The organism is Paraburkholderia sp. BL6669N2 (assembly GCF_003387275.1).
Taxonomy (GTDB): domain Bacteria; phylum Pseudomonadota; class Gammaproteobacteria; order Burkholderiales; family Burkholderiaceae; genus Paraburkholderia.
In genome coordinates this window covers 3,239,584-3,257,942 of record NZ_QUNA01000002.1, presented here as the reverse complement: position 1 = coordinate 3,257,942, position 18,359 = coordinate 3,239,584, and the positions used below count along the sequence as shown (strand labels likewise).

Annotated in this window: 16 protein-coding genes; all 16 read left to right on the top strand. The window is 63.5% G+C overall.

The window, feature by feature from the left end; genetic code table 11:
• Nucleotides 1–84: 84 nt before the first annotated feature.
• The 16 genes from leuC (at nt 85) to purF (ending at nt 18,347) form a co-directional block, all read left to right on the top strand.
• Nucleotides 85–1,494 (top strand): 3-isopropylmalate dehydratase large subunit, encoded by a 1,410-nt coding sequence (leuC, locus tag B0G80_RS37105; RefSeq protein WP_116122654.1) that lies wholly within the window; start codon nt 85–87, stop codon nt 1,492–1,494.
• A gap of 6 nt (nt 1,495–1,500) precedes the next feature.
• On the top strand, nt 1,501–1,659 hold the full coding sequence (locus B0G80_RS37100; protein ID WP_116122653.1) for an entericidin A/B family lipoprotein: 159 nt from the start codon (nt 1,501–1,503) through the stop codon (nt 1,657–1,659).
• An 87-nt stretch (nt 1,660–1,746) separates the two neighbouring features.
• Nucleotides 1,747–2,400 carry a 3-isopropylmalate dehydratase small subunit gene (gene leuD, locus B0G80_RS37095; RefSeq protein WP_116122652.1) on the top strand — a complete coding sequence of 218 codons (654 nt, stop codon included), beginning with the start codon at nt 1,747–1,749 and terminating at the stop codon, nt 2,398–2,400.
• A 158-nt stretch (nt 2,401–2,558) separates the two neighbouring features.
• Complete coding sequence (gene leuB / locus B0G80_RS37090; RefSeq protein WP_106313336.1) at nt 2,559–3,626, top strand: 3-isopropylmalate dehydrogenase; 1,068 nt, start codon at nt 2,559–2,561, stop codon at nt 3,624–3,626.
• Nucleotides 3,627–3,989: 363 nt separating this feature from the next.
• A complete protein-coding gene (asd, locus tag B0G80_RS37085; RefSeq protein ID WP_116122651.1) occupies nt 3,990–5,111 on the top strand; it encodes an aspartate-semialdehyde dehydrogenase in 1,122 nt (373 codons plus the stop codon).
• Nucleotides 5,112–5,250: 139 nt separating this feature from the next.
• On the top strand, nt 5,251–8,004 hold the full coding sequence (locus B0G80_RS37080; RefSeq protein WP_116122650.1) for a FimV/HubP family polar landmark protein: 2,754 nt from the start codon (nt 5,251–5,253) through the stop codon (nt 8,002–8,004).
• Nucleotides 8,001–8,813, top strand: a complete 813-nt coding sequence (gene truA, locus B0G80_RS37075) for a tRNA pseudouridine(38-40) synthase TruA (protein WP_116122649.1) — start codon at nt 8,001–8,003, stop codon at nt 8,811–8,813. The genes B0G80_RS37080 and truA overlap by 4 nt, the downstream gene beginning before the upstream one ends.
• Complete coding sequence (locus B0G80_RS37070; protein ID WP_116122648.1) at nt 8,810–9,523, top strand: phosphoribosylanthranilate isomerase; 714 nt, start codon at nt 8,810–8,812, stop codon at nt 9,521–9,523. The genes truA and B0G80_RS37070 overlap by 4 nt, the downstream gene beginning before the upstream one ends.
• Before the next feature lie 60 nt (nt 9,524–9,583).
• Entirely contained in the window at nt 9,584–10,777 is a 1,194-nt protein-coding gene (trpB, locus tag B0G80_RS37065; protein ID WP_116122647.1) for a tryptophan synthase subunit beta, read from the top strand.
• Between the two features lie 11 nt (nt 10,778–10,788).
• Nucleotides 10,789–11,700 (top strand): site-specific DNA-methyltransferase, encoded by a 912-nt coding sequence (locus B0G80_RS37060; protein ID WP_106282616.1) that lies wholly within the window; start codon nt 10,789–10,791, stop codon nt 11,698–11,700.
• Between the two features lie 50 nt (nt 11,701–11,750).
• Nucleotides 11,751–12,563: a tryptophan synthase subunit alpha gene (gene trpA / locus B0G80_RS37055; protein WP_116122646.1), complete on the top strand. Its 813-nt coding sequence runs from the start codon at nt 11,751–11,753 to the stop codon at nt 12,561–12,563.
• A gap of 80 nt (nt 12,564–12,643) precedes the next feature.
• Nucleotides 12,644–13,516 (top strand): acetyl-CoA carboxylase, carboxyltransferase subunit beta, encoded by an 873-nt coding sequence (gene accD, locus B0G80_RS37050; RefSeq protein ID WP_012428630.1) that lies wholly within the window; start codon nt 12,644–12,646, stop codon nt 13,514–13,516.
• A gap of 364 nt (nt 13,517–13,880) precedes the next feature.
• On the top strand, nt 13,881–15,191 hold the full coding sequence (gene folC, locus B0G80_RS37040) for a bifunctional tetrahydrofolate synthase/dihydrofolate synthase (protein ID WP_116122644.1): 1,311 nt from the start codon (nt 13,881–13,883) through the stop codon (nt 15,189–15,191).
• 29 nt (nt 15,192–15,220) lie between these two features.
• The gene (locus tag B0G80_RS37035) at nt 15,221–16,132 is read left to right on the top strand and encodes an SPOR domain-containing protein (protein WP_116122643.1); all 912 of its coding nucleotides are present in this window, start codon (nt 15,221–15,223) and stop codon (nt 16,130–16,132) included.
• Nucleotides 16,133–16,139: 7 nt separating this feature from the next.
• On the top strand, nt 16,140–16,634 hold the full coding sequence (locus tag B0G80_RS37030) for a CvpA family protein (RefSeq protein ID WP_116122642.1): 495 nt from the start codon (nt 16,140–16,142) through the stop codon (nt 16,632–16,634).
• Between the two features lie 162 nt (nt 16,635–16,796).
• Nucleotides 16,797–18,347 (top strand): amidophosphoribosyltransferase, encoded by a 1,551-nt coding sequence (purF, locus tag B0G80_RS37025; protein WP_106282621.1) that lies wholly within the window; start codon nt 16,797–16,799, stop codon nt 18,345–18,347.
• The last annotated feature ends 12 nt before the right edge of the window (nt 18,348–18,359 follow it).

Sequence of the window (18,359 nt, the reverse complement as noted above, 5' to 3'; positions counted from 1 at the left end):
CGAAATTCAGCGGCCCGGAGCGAGGTTCTGCGTGGCATAATCGACCGACACAGTCAGCCCGAAGTCATTACTACCCCGCATACCATGGCACAGACTCTCTACGACAAATTGTGGAACACACATGTGGTCCACACGGAAGAAGACGGCACGACGATTCTCTATATCGACCGTCACCTGCTGCACGAAGTCACCAGCCCTCAAGCGTTCGAAGGCCTGAAGCTGGCCAAGCGTCCGGTGTGGCGTATTAGCGCGAACCTGGCGGTCTCGGACCATAACGTCCCGACCACCGACCGCAGCCACGGCATCGCCGATCCGGTTTCCAAGTTGCAAGTCGATACGCTCGATTCGAACTGCGACGCCTACGGCATCACGCAGTTCAAGATGAACGATCTGCGTCAGGGCATCGTGCACATCATCGGGCCGGAGCAGGGCGCCACGCTGCCGGGCATGACGATCGTCTGCGGCGACTCGCACACGTCCACGCACGGCGCGTTCGGCGCGCTGGCGCATGGCATCGGCACGTCGGAAGTCGAGCACGTGCTGGCCACGCAAACCCTCTTGCAGAAGAAGAGCAAGAACATGCTGGTGAAGGTCGAAGGCGCGTTGCCGCGCGGTTGCACCGCGAAAGACATCGTGCTGGCCATCATCGGCAAGATCGGCACGGCAGGCGGCACGGGTTACGCGATCGAGTTCGGCGGTTCGACCATTCGCGCGCTCTCCATGGAAGGCCGCATGACGGTCTGCAACATGGCGATCGAAGCAGGCGCGCGCGCCGGCATGGTCGCGGTCGACGACACCACGATCGAATATCTGAAAGGCCGCCCGTTCTCGCCGGAAGGCTTGGAGTGGGATCACGCGGTCGAGTACTGGAAGCAGTTCAAGTCGGACGAAGGCGCGCAATTCGACCGCGTGGTCGAGCTGAACGCCGCTGAGATCGTGCCGCAAGTCACGTGGGGCACGTCGCCGGAAATGGTCACGGCCGTGGACGGCTACGTGCCGGATCCGGATCGCGAGAAAGACCCGGTCAAGCGCGACGCCATCGAGCGCGCGCTGAAATACATGGCGCTTGAACCGAATGCGCCGATCGAATCGATCAAGCCGGATAAAATCTTCATCGGGTCGTGCACCAACGCGCGCATTGAGGACATTCGCGCCGCGGCTTACGTCGTGAAGAAGCTGGGCCGCCGCGTGGCGCCGAACATTCGTCTGGCCATGGTGGTGCCGGGTTCGGGTCTCGTGAAGGCGCAGGCGGAACGTGAAGGCCTCGACAAGGTCTTTACCGATGCCGGTTTCGAATGGCGTGAACCGGGTTGCTCGATGTGTCTCGCCATGAACGCCGACAGGCTGGATCCGGGCGAGCGTTGCGCGTCCACCTCGAATCGGAACTTCGAGGGTCGTCAGGGCGCCGGTGGCCGTACCCACCTGGTGAGCCCCGCAATGGCTGCGGCTGCGGCCATCGAAGGGCATTTCGTCGATATTCGCAAGCTTGGATAAACACGCATGATGAAGAACATGAATCGCACCACTCTATTGCGCCGCTTCGCTCTCGGTACGCTGGCTGGGCTATTGCTCGGCCTGGCCGGTTGCAACACGGTGCACGGATTCGGCGAGGACATGTCGCACCTCGGCAATTCGATCAGCAACCACGCTGAAAAATAAGCGGTTTTTGATTTTTTGCCGGCTTTGCGCCGAGCGGCTTTCCGGCCGCCGCGCGCATTGCCCGGTCTTGAAACAGGCGCAAGCGTCATGGATAAATTCATCGTACACACCGGCGTCGTGGCGCCGCTCGATCGCGAGAACGTCGACACGGACGCGATCATTCCGAAGCAATTCCTGAAGTCGATCAAGCGCACCGGTTTCGGCCCGAACGCGTTCGACGAATGGCGCTACCTCGACCACGGCGAGCCGGGTCAGGACAATTCGAAGCGTCCGCTGAATCCGGATTTCGTGCTGAACCAGCCGCGTTATCAGGGCGCTTCGGTGCTGCTGGCGCGTAAGAACTTCGGCTGCGGCAGCTCGCGTGAGCACGCGCCGTGGGCGTTGGAGCAATACGGCTTTCGCGCGCTGATCGCGCCGAGTTTCGCCGACATCTTCTATAACAACTGCTTCAAGAACGGCGTGTTGCCGATCGTGCTGACTGAGCAGCAAGTCGATCACCTGTTCAACGAAACGTATGCGTTCAACGGCTTCAGCCTGACGATCGATCTCGAGGCGCAAGTCGTGCGTACGTCGGACGGCGGCACCGAATATCCGTTCGAAGTCGCGGCGTTCCGCAAGTACTGCCTGCTGAACGGTTTCGACGACATCGGCCTCACGTTGCGACACGCGGACAAGATTCGCCAGTTCGAAGCGGAGCGTATTGCGAAGCAGCCCTGGCTGAATCACCGCATCGTCGGGTAAGGGCATTCGTCAGAGCCTAGCCAGGCCCGCCCGCTAATTCAAGTTCTCAGAAAAACGCCAAGGCCGCTCCGACTTTTCTTGTCCCGCGCGGCTGGTTGGCGCGAAGCGACGGGTCCAGGGGCACTCAACAGTCTCGAAGCAAACCTCAAGGAATTCGCATGAAAATCGCAGTGTTGCCGGGCGACGGCATCGGTCCCGAAATCGTCAAGGAAGCCGTCAAGGTTCTGAACGTGCTCGGCGAAAAATTCGAACTCGAAGAGGCGCCGGTTGGCGGCGCGGGCTACGAAGCGAAGGGCCACCCGCTGCCCGATTCGACACTGGCGCTGGCGAAAGAAGCCGACGCGATCCTGTTCGGCGCGGTCGGTGACTGGAAGTACGACTCGCTCGAACGCGCGCTGCGTCCGGAGCAGGCCATTCTGGGTTTGCGCAAGCACCTGCAACTGTTCGCGAACTTCCGTCCGGCGATCTGCTATCCGCAGCTTACGGGCGCGTCGTCGTTGAAGGAAGAGATCGTTTCCGGCCTCGACATCCTGATCGTGCGCGAACTGAACGGCGACATCTATTTTGGCGCGCCGCGTGGCGTGCGTTCGTCGCCGGACGGCCTGTTCGAAGGCGCGAAGGAAGGCTTCGACACAATGCGCTATTCGGAGCCTGAAGTGCGCCGCATCGCGCACGTCGCGTTTCAGGCGGCGCAAAAGCGCCAGAAGAAGCTGACGAGCGTGGACAAGGCCAATGTGCTCGAAACCTCGCAGTTCTGGCGCGACGTGATGATCGACGTGTCGAAGGAATATGCGGACGTAGAACTGTCGCACATGTACGTCGACAACGCCGCCATGCAGTTGGTGAAGGCGCCGAAGGCGTTCGACGTGGTTGTCACCGGCAACATGTTCGGCGACATTCTCTCCGACGAAGCGGCCATGTTGACGGGTTCGATCGGCATGCTGCCGTCGGCCTCGCTCGACAAGGACAACAAGGGCTTGTACGAACCGTCGCACGGTTCGGCGCCGGACATCGCCGGCAAGGGCGTCGCGAATCCGCTCGCCACGATTCTGTCGGCGGCCATGATGCTGCGCTATTCGCTCAACAAGGCGGAGCAGGCGGATCGCATCGAAAACGCGGTCAAAAAGGTGCTCGAACAGGGCTATCGTACCGGCGACATTCTCACACCGGGTTGCAAGCAGGTCGGCACTGTCGCGATGGGCGACGCGGTTGTGGCCGCGCTCTAAGCTCGCAGGCAAGATAAGCGGTCGTCAGGTTCACATACGGCCTTAAAGCGCGAATTTGCCTCGAAACAGGCCGATTCGCGCGTAATTCAGACAACAGCGACGGACGGCAACGGCGGACATTGACGTCGCCGGATTCCGGTTTTCGTGTATATTGTGGCGATGGCGCATACAGTTCAAATCTCCTCGATTTCGACACTGCACGGCAAAACGGCCCGTGCGGTTGAGCTCGCCATTACCACCACCAAAACGATTACCCCGAAAACGATCACGAAACGCTGATCGTCCGTCGTGCCCGCTCATCTTCCCCGCGCGGTCACTGCGGGCAAAGATGCGGGGAAGTTTCCATTCGAAGGGTATGAAGTCATGAACGTAGGTCTCGTAGGTTGGCGCGGCATGGTCGGCAGCGTCCTGATGCAACGCATGCAGCAGGAAGGCGATTTCGATCTTATCGAACCGGTGTTTTTCAGCACCAGCAACGCGGGCGGCAACGCGCCGTCGTTCGCCAAAAACGAGACCAAGCTCAAAGATGCAACAAGCATCGACGACCTGAAGAAGTGCGAAGCGATCATCTCGTGCCAGGGCGGCGACTACACGAACGAAGTGTTCCCGAAGCTGCGCGCTGCGGGCTGGAACGGCTACTGGATCGACGCGGCTTCGTCGCTGCGCATGAAGGACGACGCCGTCATCATTCTCGATCCGGTCAACCTCGACGTGATCAAGAATGCGCTGGTCAAGGGCCAGAAGAATTTCATCGGCGGCAACTGCACGGTTAGCCTGATGCTGATGGCGCTCGGCGGCCTGTTCCGCGAAAACCTCGTCGACTGGATGACGGCCATGACGTATCAGGCCGCTTCGGGCGCAGGCGCGCAAAACATGCGCGAACTGCTGCAGCAAATGGGCACGCTCTACGGCGCGGCCAAGGAAGACCTGGCGGATCCGTCGTCGGCGATTCTCGATATCGACCGTCGCGTGCTCGCCGCGATGAACAGCGACCGCATGCCGACCGACAACTTCGGCGTGCCGCTCGCCGGCTCGCTGATTCCGTGGATCGACAAGGATCTCGGCAACGGCATGTCGAAGGAAGAGTGGAAGGGCGGCGCGGAAACCAACAAGATTCTCGGCAAGCCGGCCATGGGCAGGCCGGGTTCGATTCCCGTGGACGGCCTGTGCGTGCGGATTGGCGCCATGCGCTGCCACTCGCAGGCATTGACCATCAAGCTGAATAAGGACGTGCCGCTGGACGAGGTGAACAGCATCCTCGCGTCGGGCAACGACTGGGTCAAGGTCGTGCCGAACGAGCGTGAAGCGTCGATGCGCGATCTGTCCCCGGCGGTGGTGACGGGTACGCTGACGGTGCCGGTCGGCCGCGTGCGCAAACTGGCGATGGGCGGCGAATATCTGTCGGCTTTCACGGTCGGCGATCAGCTGTTGTGGGGCGCCGCGGAACCGCTGCGTCGTATGCTTCGCATTGTGCTCGACAAGTAAAGTAAACTACGCGCTCACGACGCGTAGAAAACTCAAGAAGCGTCGCGCTTGCGCGGCGCTTTTTTCATTGTGTGCTCCGATTATCTTGTCTCTTTCCAACCGCAAAAAAGGGCTGCGCGCTGACGCGCCAGGAGTCCCGATGAACCTTCGACTCTCATCCCTTCGGGCTATGTTCAATCTTCAGGGTGCGAGCCGATTGACGGCCTCCGCCGCTGTGTCCGCCGCGCTCGCGTGCGCTGGCGTGGGCAGCGCGCTCGCCGCGCCGGGCGACGCCGCCTCCGTTTCGTACGCGAACGGCGGCCAGGTGACGGTGCGGCCCGGGCAGTCGCTGAACGACGTGGCGATTGCCGTCACGCAGTCGCATGACAAGGCGACGCTCGCTCGCGCCTCGCGCGCGTTATTCGATGCGAACCCGAATGCCTTCATGAGCCACGACCCGAGCCGGTTGCGGCTGGGCGCGGTGTTGACGGTGCCGGTGCTGGATGCGTCGGGTGCGCTGGCGGCGTCGGCGGCGGGTGTTGCGGCGGCGCCTGGTCCGGCATCGAACGCGACAACCAACGCGGCAAGCGCAGCAAGTGCGGCGGCGCGCGCGACGACGCCGGCCGCTCCCGCTGTTTCGGCGATGGCCAGTGCGGCCACCGAAGCAAGCTCGGCGACGCCGGGCGGCACGGCTGCATCCGCGCCGGTCGCGGGATCGCAGGCGGCGGCATCGCCGGCCAGCGGCACCCATGAGTGGGCCGGTTCGATTCAGCCCTCGGCTAGCGAGGCTGAGGGCGCATCAACGGCGGGCGCCGGAACGACTCCGGCGATGACCGCCGCGCAGCCGGCATCGCAACCGCGCGCGCAGGTGTCGAGCTTGCAGCAATTGCTCGCGCTGAAAAATCGCGTGCTGATGGAGTTGCAGAAGCACGGCATCGGTGGGACGCCGCCCGCTACGAGCACGGCGTCGTCCGGGGTCGCGCAGCCGCCGGCCGGCGCATCGTCAGCGGCGGCTGTGCCGAGTCATGGTGCTACGCCGGTGGCATCGACGTCGAATGAAGCCGGCATGTCGCAGACGGAGTTGAGCGTGGCGGCGGCGATTGGCGCGGCGCTGGTCGCGCTGCTGACGGCGCTGCGTATGGGGCGGCGGAAGCGCGAACGGGCGGCGGCGGAGGCTGCGTCGGCGGAGGGCGCTACGGGAGTGTCCGCGCGGGCAACGGGCTTGCAGGACGCCGCTTCGACGCCCGAGCAGATTCCGGCGCGCGGAGCGTCTGACATCGGCGATGATGCGGTCGTTGGAAATGCGGCGGCACAGGCGGCTGCGGAGCGTGAAGCTGCGGAAGGCAACGCGGCGGCGCGTGAAATGGCGGAACGGGTCGCGGCAGAGCGCGACGCGGAGATTCGTCAGGCTGCTGCGCGGGAGGCGGAGAAACCGGCGGCGGAACGTGTAGCGGAAGAACAAGCCGCGGCAGAGCGGGCCGCGGCGGAACGCACGGCAGCGGAACATGCAGCGGCGCAGCTGGCTGCGGCAGAACATACAGCGGCGGAGCGCGCGGCAGCGGAGCAGGCTGCGGCAGAACAGGCAGCGGCAGAACAGGCAGCAGCAGAACAGGCAGCAGCAGAACAGGCAGCAGCAGAACAGGCAGCAGCAGAACGCGCTGCGGCAGAACAGGCGGCGGCGGAGCAGGCAGCGGCAGAACATGCAGCGGCAGAACATGCAGCGGCGGAGCGCGTGGCAGCGGAGCGCGCTGCGGCAGAACAGGCCGCGACAGCACATGCAGCGGCAGAGCGCACGGCAGCGGAGCAGGCTGCAGCAGAGCACGCAGCGGCAGAGCACGCAGCGGCAGAGCGCACGGCGGCGGAGCACGCAGAGGTTGAGCGTGCTGCTGCGGAACGCACGGCCGCCGAGCACGCCGAGGCCCAACATACCGCCGCCGAAAGCACGGCAGCCGAGCAAGTGGACGCCGAGCAGGCAGCCGCAGACCACCCAGCACAAGACCTTCCCACAGCCCACACGGCTTTCCCTTCACCCGACCTCAGCGCGCCCGACCACATCTCACAAGAGCGCGCCGCAACACCCGCATCCGTCGAACCTGAGCAATCGAATCCAGCCATTGCTCCGTCCGCTCAGAGCGGTTCCAATCTCGAACCCCTCCCAGCGTCCCACCACGACGACTTCGACAGCGCGACCACGGCCGCGAGCCTTGCCGCCGCGGCGGAACTAGGCGCAGAGGCCTTGCCCCTGGCGCCGCTGGAGCCCGTCGACGAAGCCTTCTTGCACGAGGAACCCTCCCACCGCCTGCAATGGGATGATGCGCCGGCTGCGCGGCTGGAACCGTCGAGCGAGCCAGAACCGCGAGCGCAACCGCAATCCGCACCCGCGGCCGTGCCGACCGAATTCCCGCGCGACGCCGTCGATGCGTTCGGCAGCCTCGACATGCCATTGCCCCCGCGCGTCGAGTCGTCCGCCGATGGCTTGCAAGCGCCCGCCTCACTGTCGAGCCAGCCGGTCGCGTCGCCGGAAACCACGGCACAACAAGCCGTGCCATTGCTCCACCCGGACGACGACACGCCGCATATCGCCGACGAAATCACTGCCGGCACCGCAGGCCACGCCGCCGTCGCGGGCTTGGGCGCGGGTTTTGGCAGCGGTCTGGGTGCGGCCGGCTTCGGCGCGTTGAAGCTCGATTTCGACCTCGAGTTACCGCCGAGCCCGGCCCAGCCGTTGCCGGCGTTTACGCAGAACGATCTGAGCCGCATCGCCCGCAACAAGCTCGAACTGGCGGCCGAATACATCGAACTTGGCGATCTGTCCGGCGCGCGCGCGCTCATCAACGAAGTGATCGAGGCGAACGATCCGGGTACGCGCACCGAGGCCCGCGCGTTGCTCTCGACGCTCGCTCCGTTGTCGTGAAGCGTATTGCTCTAGGCGTGCAGTACGACGGTTCGGCATTCTGTGGCTGGCAGTCGCAACCGCACCGTAACACCGTGCAGGACGAGCTTGAACGAGCGCTGCGCGAGTTTGCACAGACACCGGTGCAAACCGTCGTCGCAGGTCGCACGGATACGGGCGTGCATGGCCTTGGGCAGGTCGTGCACTTCGATACCGAACTGGATCGTGCCGACGTTTCCTGGGTTCGCGGCACCAATTCGTTCCTGCCGAAGACGATCTCGGTGCAGTGGGCCAAGCCGATGCCCGATGAGTTCCACGCGCGTTTTTCCGCGTTCGAGCGGACCTATTACTACGTGCTGTATGTCCATCCGGTGCGCTCGCCGATGCTGGCGACACGGGCCGGCTGGGTGCATACGGCGCTCGATGTCGCCGCGATGCGGAAGGCCGCCGCTCATCTGCTCGGCGAACACGACTTTTCGGCATTCCGTTCGTCGCAATGCCAGGCGAAAACGCCGGTCAAGCACCTGTATCAGATCGACGTGAAGCAACAGGGCGACTTCGTCCATTTCCGTTTTCGGGCGAACGCGTTCCTGCACCACATGGTGCGCAACCTGATGGGCTGCCTCGTCTACATCGGCGGTGGCCGTCGTCCGGTCGAATGGATGGCCGAGGTGCTCGCGAGCCGCGATCGCGATTTCGCCGCGCCGACCTTCATGCCGGACGGTTTGTATCTGGGGCAGGTGGGCTATCCTGCGCAATTCGCCGTGCCCGCGCCGCACACGGGCAGCGTGCCGTGGAGTACCGTATGGACCGAGCAAGCGCAAACATGAACTCAACCGAAAACCTCGCAAACGAATCCCACCAAGGCGCCCCGCAGCAGGCCGCGCCGCATCGCACACGCATCAAGCTGTGCGGCCTGTCAAAGCCCGAGGACGTGTTCCACGCGATCGACCTCGGCGCCGATGCAATCGGCCTCGTGTTCTACCCGCCAAGCCCGCGGTCGGTCAGCGTCGCGCAGGCGGTCGAGCTGGTGCACGATGTGCCGCCGTTCGTCTCGGTGGTCGGCTTGTTCGTCAACGCCACGCCGGACTGGATCCGCGAGGTCGTGAGCAACGTCGGACTTACGCTGCTGCAGTTTCACGGCGATGAGACGCCGGAGCAGTGCGAATCGCTCGCTGGCGTTGCGGGTTTGCCTTGGTTGCGCGCATTGCGCGTTGCGGCGGATACTCAGCCGGCCGATTTGGTAAAATCGGCTCTTAGCTATTCAGCAGCCAGCAGCCTTCTGTTCGACACCCATGTCGAAGGATACGGCGGCGGCGGGAAGGTCTTCGATTGGTCACTTATTCCAGCAGAGCTCGCGCGTCGGGCCGTTTTGAGTGGTGGGTTGAACGCGCAAAACGTCAGTGAAGCGATCCATCGCGTGCGCCCGTACGCGGTCGATGTCTCGAGCGGCATCGAAACGCCGGGCGCCAAGGGCGTGAAAGATCACGCCCGGATGGCGGCATTCGTACGCGCGGTGCGCGCGGCGGACGCCGAATGATTCCGGCGCCGCGGTGGTCTCGCATGAGAGTCGCGCGCCACACTGAGAAAAGTGATCACCATGTATAACTTGCCTGACGAAAGAGGCCATTTCGGCCAATTTGGCGGCGTGTTCGTCGCTGAAACGCTGGTCCATGCGCTCGACGAGTTGCGTGCGGCATACGACAAATACAAGCAAGACCCGGAATTCGTTGCCGAATACGAGCGCGAATTGAAGTATTTCGTCGGCCGTCCGTCGCCGATTTATCACGCACAGCGCTGGAGCGAAATGCTCGGCGGCGCGCAGATTTTCCTCAAGCGCGAAGACCTGAATCACACCGGCGCACACAAGGTCAACAATGTGATCGGCCAGGCGCTGCTCGCCAAGCGCATGGGCAAACCGCGCGTGATCGCGGAAACCGGCGCCGGTCAGCACGGCGTGGCCACGGCGACCATCGCCGCGCGTTTCGGCATGGAATGCGTCGTCTATATGGGCGCCGAGGACGTGCGCCGCCAGGCGGCCAACGTGTACCGCATGAAACTGCTCGGCGCGACCGTCGTGCCGGTCGAGTCCGGCTCGCGGACCTTGAAGGACGCGTTGAACGAAGCCATGCGCGACTGGGTCACCAACGTCGAAAACACGTTTTACATCATCGGCACGGTGGCGGGACCGCATCCTTACCCGATGATGGTGCGCGACTTCCAGCGCGTGATTGGCGACGAATGCAAAGTGCAGATGCCTGAGCTGGTCGGTCGTCAGCCGGACGCGGTGATTGCGTGCGTTGGCGGCGGTTCGAACGCCATGGGCATCTTTTACCCGTACATTGACGACACTTCGGTGAAACTGATAGGCGTCGAAGCAGCGGGCGACGGCATCGAATCCGGCCGGCACGCTGCGTCGCTGATTGGCGGAAGCCCTGGCATACTGCATGGCAACCGCACGTATCTGCTTCAGGACGAGAACGGCCAGATCATCGAGACGCATTCGGTGTCGGCGGGCTTGGACTATCCGGGTGTGGGCCCCGAGCACGCGTGGCTAAAAGACAGCAAACGCGCTGAATATGTCGGCATCACCGACGAAGAAGCGCTCAAGGCGTTCCACGATTGCTGCCGGATCGAAGGCATCATTCCGGCATTGGAATCCAGTCACGCGCTGGCCTATGCCGCGAAACTCGCGCCGACGCTGCCGAAGGACAAGTACCTTCTGGTCAATCTGTCGGGCCGCGGCGACAAGGACATGCATACGGTCGCTGAGCGATCGGGCATTCAGTTCTGAGCGCGGCGACGATGCGTGACGAGTTCGACGAGCCGCAGCCGGCCATTGAAACCACGGAAACGCCGGCCGCCGATAGTCCGGCGGCCGAGGCGCCTGCACTGCTGCTGCCGCAGGTGCCTGCCGGCATCCAGCTGTTGAACCGCGATTTTCTGACCGATGTTGCGAACATTCCCGACGGATCGATCGATCTGATCGTATGTGATCCGCCCTACGGGCTTGGCAAGGACTATGGCAACGACTCCGACATGCGCACGGGCGAAGATTTTCTCGCCTGGACGCGTGGCTGGCTCGAATTGGCTATTCCGAAGCTCAAACCGTCAGGTTCGCTGTACATTTTCTGCACCTGGCAGTACGCGCCGGAAATCTTCAGCTTCCTGAAGACAAAACTCACGATGATCAACGAAATCATCTGGGACCGGCGTGTGCCGAGCATGGGCGGAACGGTGCGCCGGTTCACTTCGGTGCACGACAACATCGGCTTTTTCGCGGTGTCGAAGGATTACTTCTTCGATCTCGATCCCGTCCGCATCCCGTACGATGCCGCCACGAAGAAGGCGCGTTCGCGTAAATTGTTCGAGGGCAGCAAGTGGCTCGAGGTTGGCTATAATCCAAAAGATGTCTGGTCGGTTTCGCGGCTGCATCGGCAACACGCCGAGCGCGTCGCGCACCCCACCCAGAAGCCTCTGGAAATTGTCGAGCGGATGGTACTGGCAAGTTGTCCGAAGGGCGGGCGCGTGCTCGATCCTTTCATGGGCAGCGGCACCACCGCAGTCGCTTGCGCCCGTCAGCAGCGCGAATTCGTCGGCTATGAAATCAATGAGAGTTACTGCGCGATTGCGCGCGAACGCGTCAGCGCGGCTGCTAATCCGCCTGTAGCGCGTCGGGTCAAAGCCAAAACTCAACGGCAGACCGAAGTGCAATGAGCGACGCGCCATCAGCACGCCGCGCGGTAGCCCAAATCCGAGAATATTCCATGTCCCGTATCAAGAACACGTTTGCTGCGCTGTCCGCCCAGGGTAAGAAAGGCCTGATTCCGTTCATGACGGCCGGCGACCCGGATCCCGCTCGCACCGTCGAATTCATGCATGCGCTCGCTGCCGGCGGCGCGGATGTGATCGAGCTCGGCGTGCCGTTTTCCGACCCAATGGCCGACGGTCCGGTGATTCAGCAGTCGTCGGAACGGGCGTTGGCCCAAGGTGTGTCGTTGCGCACTGTGATCGCCGACGTGAAACGCTTCCGCGAGACCAACGACACCACGCCCGTCGTGCTGATGGGTTACGCCAATCCGATCGAACGCATGGGTACCGAAACCTTCGCGAAGACGGCGAAGGACGCCGGCGTAGACGGCGTACTGGTTGTCGATTATCCGCCCGAAGAGTGTGCTAACTTCGCTGAACAGATGCGATCTGCCGGCATCGATCCGATTTTCTTGTTGGCGCCCACGTCGACCGACGAGCGTATCGCGGAAGTCGGCAAGATTGCCAGCGGCTACGTCTATTATGTGTCGTTAACAGGCGTGACCGGAGCGGCAAATCTGGACGTTTCCAGCATCGCGAGTAAAATCCCGGGCATCAAGTCGCGCGTTCCCCTGCCGGTGGGCGTCGGTTTCGGCATCCGCGACGCGCAAACCGCGCGTTCGGTGGCCGAAGTGTCCGATGCCGTCGTGATCGGCAGCCGCATCGTGCAACTGCTCGAACAGGCCGCGCCCGAAGCCGCTGCCGAGACGTTGACGCGTTTCGTCGCCGAAGTGCGCGAGGCGCTGGATAGCGTCGCGACTGCCCGATAACAGTTATTTTTGTCTTCTGTAGTGTGAGCGGCGGGCTTGTCCCGCCGTTTGCGCGATCGTAGACCCGAGAAGGATTCACTATGAGCTGGCTCGACAAGCTGCTGCCGCCGAAAATCAAACAAACCGACCCGAAGAACCGCAAGGGGATTCCGGAAGGGCTGTGGATCAAGTGCCCGTCGTGTGAAGCGGTGCTATACCGTAACGACGTCGAGGCCAATCTGCATGTTTGCCCGAAGTGCGACCATCACATGCGCATTGGCGCGCGTGAGCGGCTCGACGGCCTGCTCGATCCGGAAGGTCGTTATGAGATCGGCCAGGAAATCGTTCCGGTCGACGCGCTCAAGTTCAAAGACAGCCGCAAGTATCCGGACCGCCTGAAAGAGGCGATGGACGACACCGACGAAACCGACGCGATGGTCGTCATGGGCGGTGCGATCCATACGCTGCCGGTGGTGGTGGCCTGCTTCGAGTTCTCGTTCATGGGCGGCTCGATGGGCTCGGTGGTCGGCGAACGCTTTGCGCGCGGCGCGCAGAACGCACTCGAACAGAAAGTGCCGTTCATCTGCTTTACCGCTTCGGGCGGCGCGCGCATGCAGGAAAGTCTGCTGTCGCTGATGCAGATGGCCAAGACCACGGCCATGCTGACCAAGCTGGCCGAAGCCAAGCTGCCGTTCATCTCCGTGCTGACCGACCCGACCATGGGCGGCGTGTCGGCCAGTTTCGCGTTCCTCGGCGACGTGGTGATCGCGGAGCCGAAGGCGTTGATCGGCTTTGCCGGTCCGCGCGTGATCGAACAAACCGTGCGTGAGAAGCTGCCGGAAGGCTTCCAGCGCGCCGAGTTCCTGCTGACCAAGGGCGCGATCGACATGATCGTCGACCGTCGCAAGCTGCGTGAAGAGCTTGCTCAACTGATGGCGCTGCTGAGTCATCAACCGGCTGACGCAGTCGCGTAAGCAGGCTCCGCCGTGAACCGTCGTCGCGCTTTCGCGAGCGCGGCGGCCGTTAGAAAAGTAGAAAAAAATAGCGCGCCGCGTGAGTGATCAAGCGGCGCGCTGTCATTTCCGGGATAATCACGGTCTCGCAACGCGGCGACGGTTACTGACGGCGCGGCCAGCGCAGGTATGCGTGGTTTGCGCGCATAAAGTGGCGCCCGTCAGGACTAGACTCTGACCGCAGCCGCAGCCGCAGCCGCAGCCGCAGCCGCAGCCGCAGCCGCAGCCGCAGCCGCAGCCGCAGCCGCAGCCGCAGCCGCAGCCGCCCGCTTCGCTCCGCGCCCATTCGCAACACTGCCTACTCGATTTACTCGCGATTCGCCCGATGACCACATTCCCCACCCTCGACGCGTGGCTCACGCACCTTGAATCCGCGCATCCGGTCGGCATCGACATGGGGCTGGCCCGCATCAGCCAGGTGCGCGACGCGATGCAACTGTCGTTCGCGTGTCCGGTCATCACCGTCGGCGGCACGAACGGCAAGGGTTCCACGTGCGCGATCCTCGAATCGATTCTGTTGCGCGCCGGATTCACGGTTGGCTGTCACACCTCGCCGCATTTGCTCACGTTCAACGAGCGCGCGCGGGTCAACGGCGAAATGGCAAGCGACGCCGATCTGCTGCCGCACTTCGAAGCCGTCGAAGCCGCGCGCTTGAGCCTCGCCGAACCGGTCACGCTGACCTACTTCGAATTCACGACGCTGGCGATCATGAGCCTGTTCGCATCGCGCGGACTGGACGCGGTGATTTTCGAAGTCGGCCTGGGCGGTCGCCTTGATGCGGTCAATATCCTCGACACGGATTGCGCGATCATCACCAGCATCGATATCGATCACACGGAATATCTCGGCGACACGCGCGAGAAAATCGGCTTCGAAAAAGCCGGTATTTTCCGTCCTGGCAAGCCGGCGATTTGCGCGGACCCGGTGCCGCCGCAATCGCTGATCGATCACGCGGAGAAAATCGGCGCCGAATTGTGGCTGTTCGGCCGCGACTTCCGCTATGAAGGCCAGGCCGGCAGCGAGCGCCAGCAATGGAGTTACGTCGGCCCGACCATGCGGCGCTCGGCGTTGGCTTACCCGGCACTGCGCGGCGCGAACCAGTTGATCAACACGTCGGCGGCGTTGGCCGGGCTCGAAGCGCTGCGTGACCGTCTGCCGGTTTCGGCACAAGACATCCGCCTCGGCCTTGCCAACGTGGAACTGCCGGGACGTTTCCAGGTGCTGCCGGGCAAGCCGGCCGTCGTGCTGGATGTCGGCCACAATCCGCACGCGGCCGCGGTGTTGACGCAAAATCTCGGCAACATGGGTTTTTTCCCGTACACCTACGCGGTGTTCGGCGCGATGCGCGACAAGGACATTGCCGGCGTGCTGGCGCACCTGAAAGGCGAAATCGATCACTGGTGCGTCACCGATTTGCCGACACCGCGGGCGGCGTCAGCGGAAGAACTCGAAGCGGCCTTGCGCGAGCAGGGCGTGGAAGAGGGAGTTGACAGCAGCGTGACGCGTTACGCCACGCCGGCAGAGGCTTTCCAAGACGCGCTAAAACGAGCGTCAGAGAATGATAGAATCGTGGTTTTCGGCAGTTTCTATACGGTAGCAGGCGTGATGGCCTACCGTAAATCGCAGCAACACTGAACGGGCGCCAGGCTCGAACCAAGCGATTCATGGGAATTTTCTCGTTCGGCAAGAAAGACGACGCGCCCACCCGGCGCGGCGCAAACACCAGTTCCTCCCGGGCCGCCCGTGGCGAGCGCGTGGAGCGGCGAACCCGCCGCACGGAGCGCACCGTCGACGCCGATGCGATGCTGCTCGACCCTACGCTGCCGGAAAAGCAGCGTGCGCGTCGCCGGCTCGTCGGCGCGATCGCGATGGTCGTGGCGGCGGTCGTCATCCTGCCCATGGTGCTGGACTCGCACCCCAAGCCCGTCACAGACGACATCTCCATCGACATTCCCAGCCGTCCCGCGCCGAAGCTCGCTAAAGCTCAGGAAGACACGCAGGCCGGCGTAGCGCCGGATAATCCCGCAACGCCAGACGCGGCACTCGCCGCATCCGGTCTTGCGCCGGCAACGGCAGCAAGGCAAGGCCAGTCGGGCACCACGAAGCAAGCGAGCACGGAGACGAACGCAGCGGCGTCCGCAGCCAAGCCGGCAGCGAAACCGCAAGCACCGTCCGTGGCGGCGAACACTACGCCGGCGGCGCCCGCAACGCCTGCCAAACCGGCGGTCACGCATAACGCCGCGACCGCGCCGGCTGCTCAAGCTCCAAGCTCCGACAACTCGAACACGGCCGCCAGCGCGAACGCGAATTCCGGCACGCCGGCATCGCCGGCGGGCAGCCGTTTCGCCGTCCAACTCGGCGCCTTCGCGAACGACGCCAACGCACGCAATTGGGCGGCCAAGTTGAAAGCGGCGGGTGTGCCCGCATATACCGAACATCGCAAGCAGGCTGACGGCTCCACGCTCACGTTGCTGCGAGCCGGCCCGTTCGCCGACCGCGCAGCAGCGAGCGCGGCCATTGCAAAGGTTCGCGAGGTCGGCTTGACGTCGGGCGCGAACAGCGGCACCGCACAGTAAGCGAGCGATGTTCACTGCCTTCGACTACGCTGTAATGGCGGTGATCGGTTTGTCAGCGCTGCGCGGCACATGGCGCGGGTTTTTGTCGGAGATATTCGGGCTGATCGGCTGGATCGCGGCGTTTTTCATTGCTTGCCGCTTTGTCGGTTATGTTGTTCCGTATATCCCGTCCACCTGGCCGGGCGGCGCATTGACCCAATGGCTGCTGGCCTTTGCGCTGGTGGTGGTCGGTGTGGTGCTGGTGGCGAGCGTGCTGAACGCCCTTTTGAGCCGCATCGTGCAGGCAACCGGCTTGAGCGGCGTGGACCGCTCGCTCGGTTTGATGTTCGGCCTCGTGCGCGGGGTCATTCTGGTGCTGATTCTGGTCGCCCTGGCTGGCTTGACCGAACTGCCCCAACAGGAATTCTGGCGCAACGCCTTGCTTCGGCCCTATGCGGTCGAGGGCGTGCACGTAATGAAACCGCTGCTTCCCGAGCCGCTTGCTGCTTACGTCCGAGTGTGACGATCAGGCGAGCGGCGCGGGAGACGCAGCAGGACACCGGCGCAAACCGGCTGCCTTTACGTTCGGTCGCTTAGCTTCGCTAACGTCTCGAAAGAAGTCCCTTGGGACACGATCGCAGGCAGCGGCCGCCATGACGAATTTCGTACCTTTGAAGGACATGCCATGTGCGGCATCGTAGGCGTAGTTTCCCACTCTCCGGTCAACCAGCTGATCTATGACAGCCTGCTGCTTCTGCAGCACCGCGGTCAGGACGCCGCCGGCATCGCGACGGCGAACGGCAGCAACTTCCACATGCACAAGGCCAACGGCATGGTGCGCGACGTGTTCCGCACGCGCAACATGCGCAGCCTGCCCGGCACCACCGGTATCGGCCAGGTCCGTTACCCGACTGCTGGTTCCGCGTCGAGCGAAGAAGAAGCCCAGCCGTTCTACGTGAACGCGCCGTTCGGCATCATCCTCGCCCACAACGGCAACTTGACCAACTGGCAGCAGCTGAAAGATGAGATGTTCCGCATCGATCGCCGCCACATCAATACCAATTCCGACACGGAAGTCATGCTCAACGTGCTCGCGCACGAACTGCAGCTTTCCAGCTCGGGCCTGCAACTCGATCCGGCTGCGCTGTTTAAGGCGGTGTCCGGCGTGCATCGCCGGGTGCGCGGGTCGTATGCGATCGTGTCGCTGATCGCCGGCTACGGCCTGCTGGGCTTCCGTGACCCGTTCGGTATTCGTCCGCTGTGCCTCGGCAAGCAGGAAACGGCGGAAGGCGTCGAGTGGATCCTGGCGTCGGAGTCGGTGGCGATTGAAGGTATCGGCTTCGAATTCGTGCGCGACGTGGCGCCGGGCGAAGCGATTTTCATCGACATCGAAGGCAATCTGCACTCGCAGCAATGCGCCACCAACCCGAGCCTGAATCCCTGCATTTTCGAACTCGTCTATCTGGCGCGTCCGGATTCGGTGCTCGACGGCGTGCCGGTCTACAACGTGCGTCTGCGCATGGGCGACTACCTCGCCGAGAAGATCAAGCGCGAGCTGCCCGACGTTCCGATCGACGTCGTGATGCCGATTCCCGATTCGTCCCGTCCGGCCGCGATGCAGGTCGCGAAGAAACTGGGCGTCGAATACCGCGAAGGCTTCTTCAAGAACCGTTACGTCGGCCGTACCTTCATCATGCCGGGCCAGGCCGTGCGCAAGAAGTCGGTGCGCCAGAAGCTGAACGCCATGGGCATCGAGTTCAAGGGCAAGAACGTGCTGATCGTCGACGACTCGATCGTGCGCGGCACCACGTCGCATGAAATCGTGCAGATGGCGCGCGATGCGGGCGCGAACAAGGTGATCTTCGCTTCGGCGGCGCCGCCGGTGAAATTCCCGAACGTCTACGGTATCGACATGCCGACGCGCGGCGAACTCGTCGCCCACGGCCGTACGGACGACGAAGTCGCGCGCATGATCGGCGCGGACCACCTCGTCTATCAGGACGTCGACGCGTTGAAACAGGCGGTGCGCGATATCAACCCGGCGCTGAAGGAATTCGAAGCGTCGTGTTTCGACGGCAACTACGTGACCGGCGACGTGACCACCGAGTACCTCGACCGCATCGAAACCGCGCGTCTCGCACCGTCCTCGCAATCGGACCGCGACGCCGCGAGCGAAGCGATCGACGGCGGCGCGCCGGCCCGTTCGCAACTGCATTTGCAACTGTCAGTGGGTTGAGCGCAATTCGAG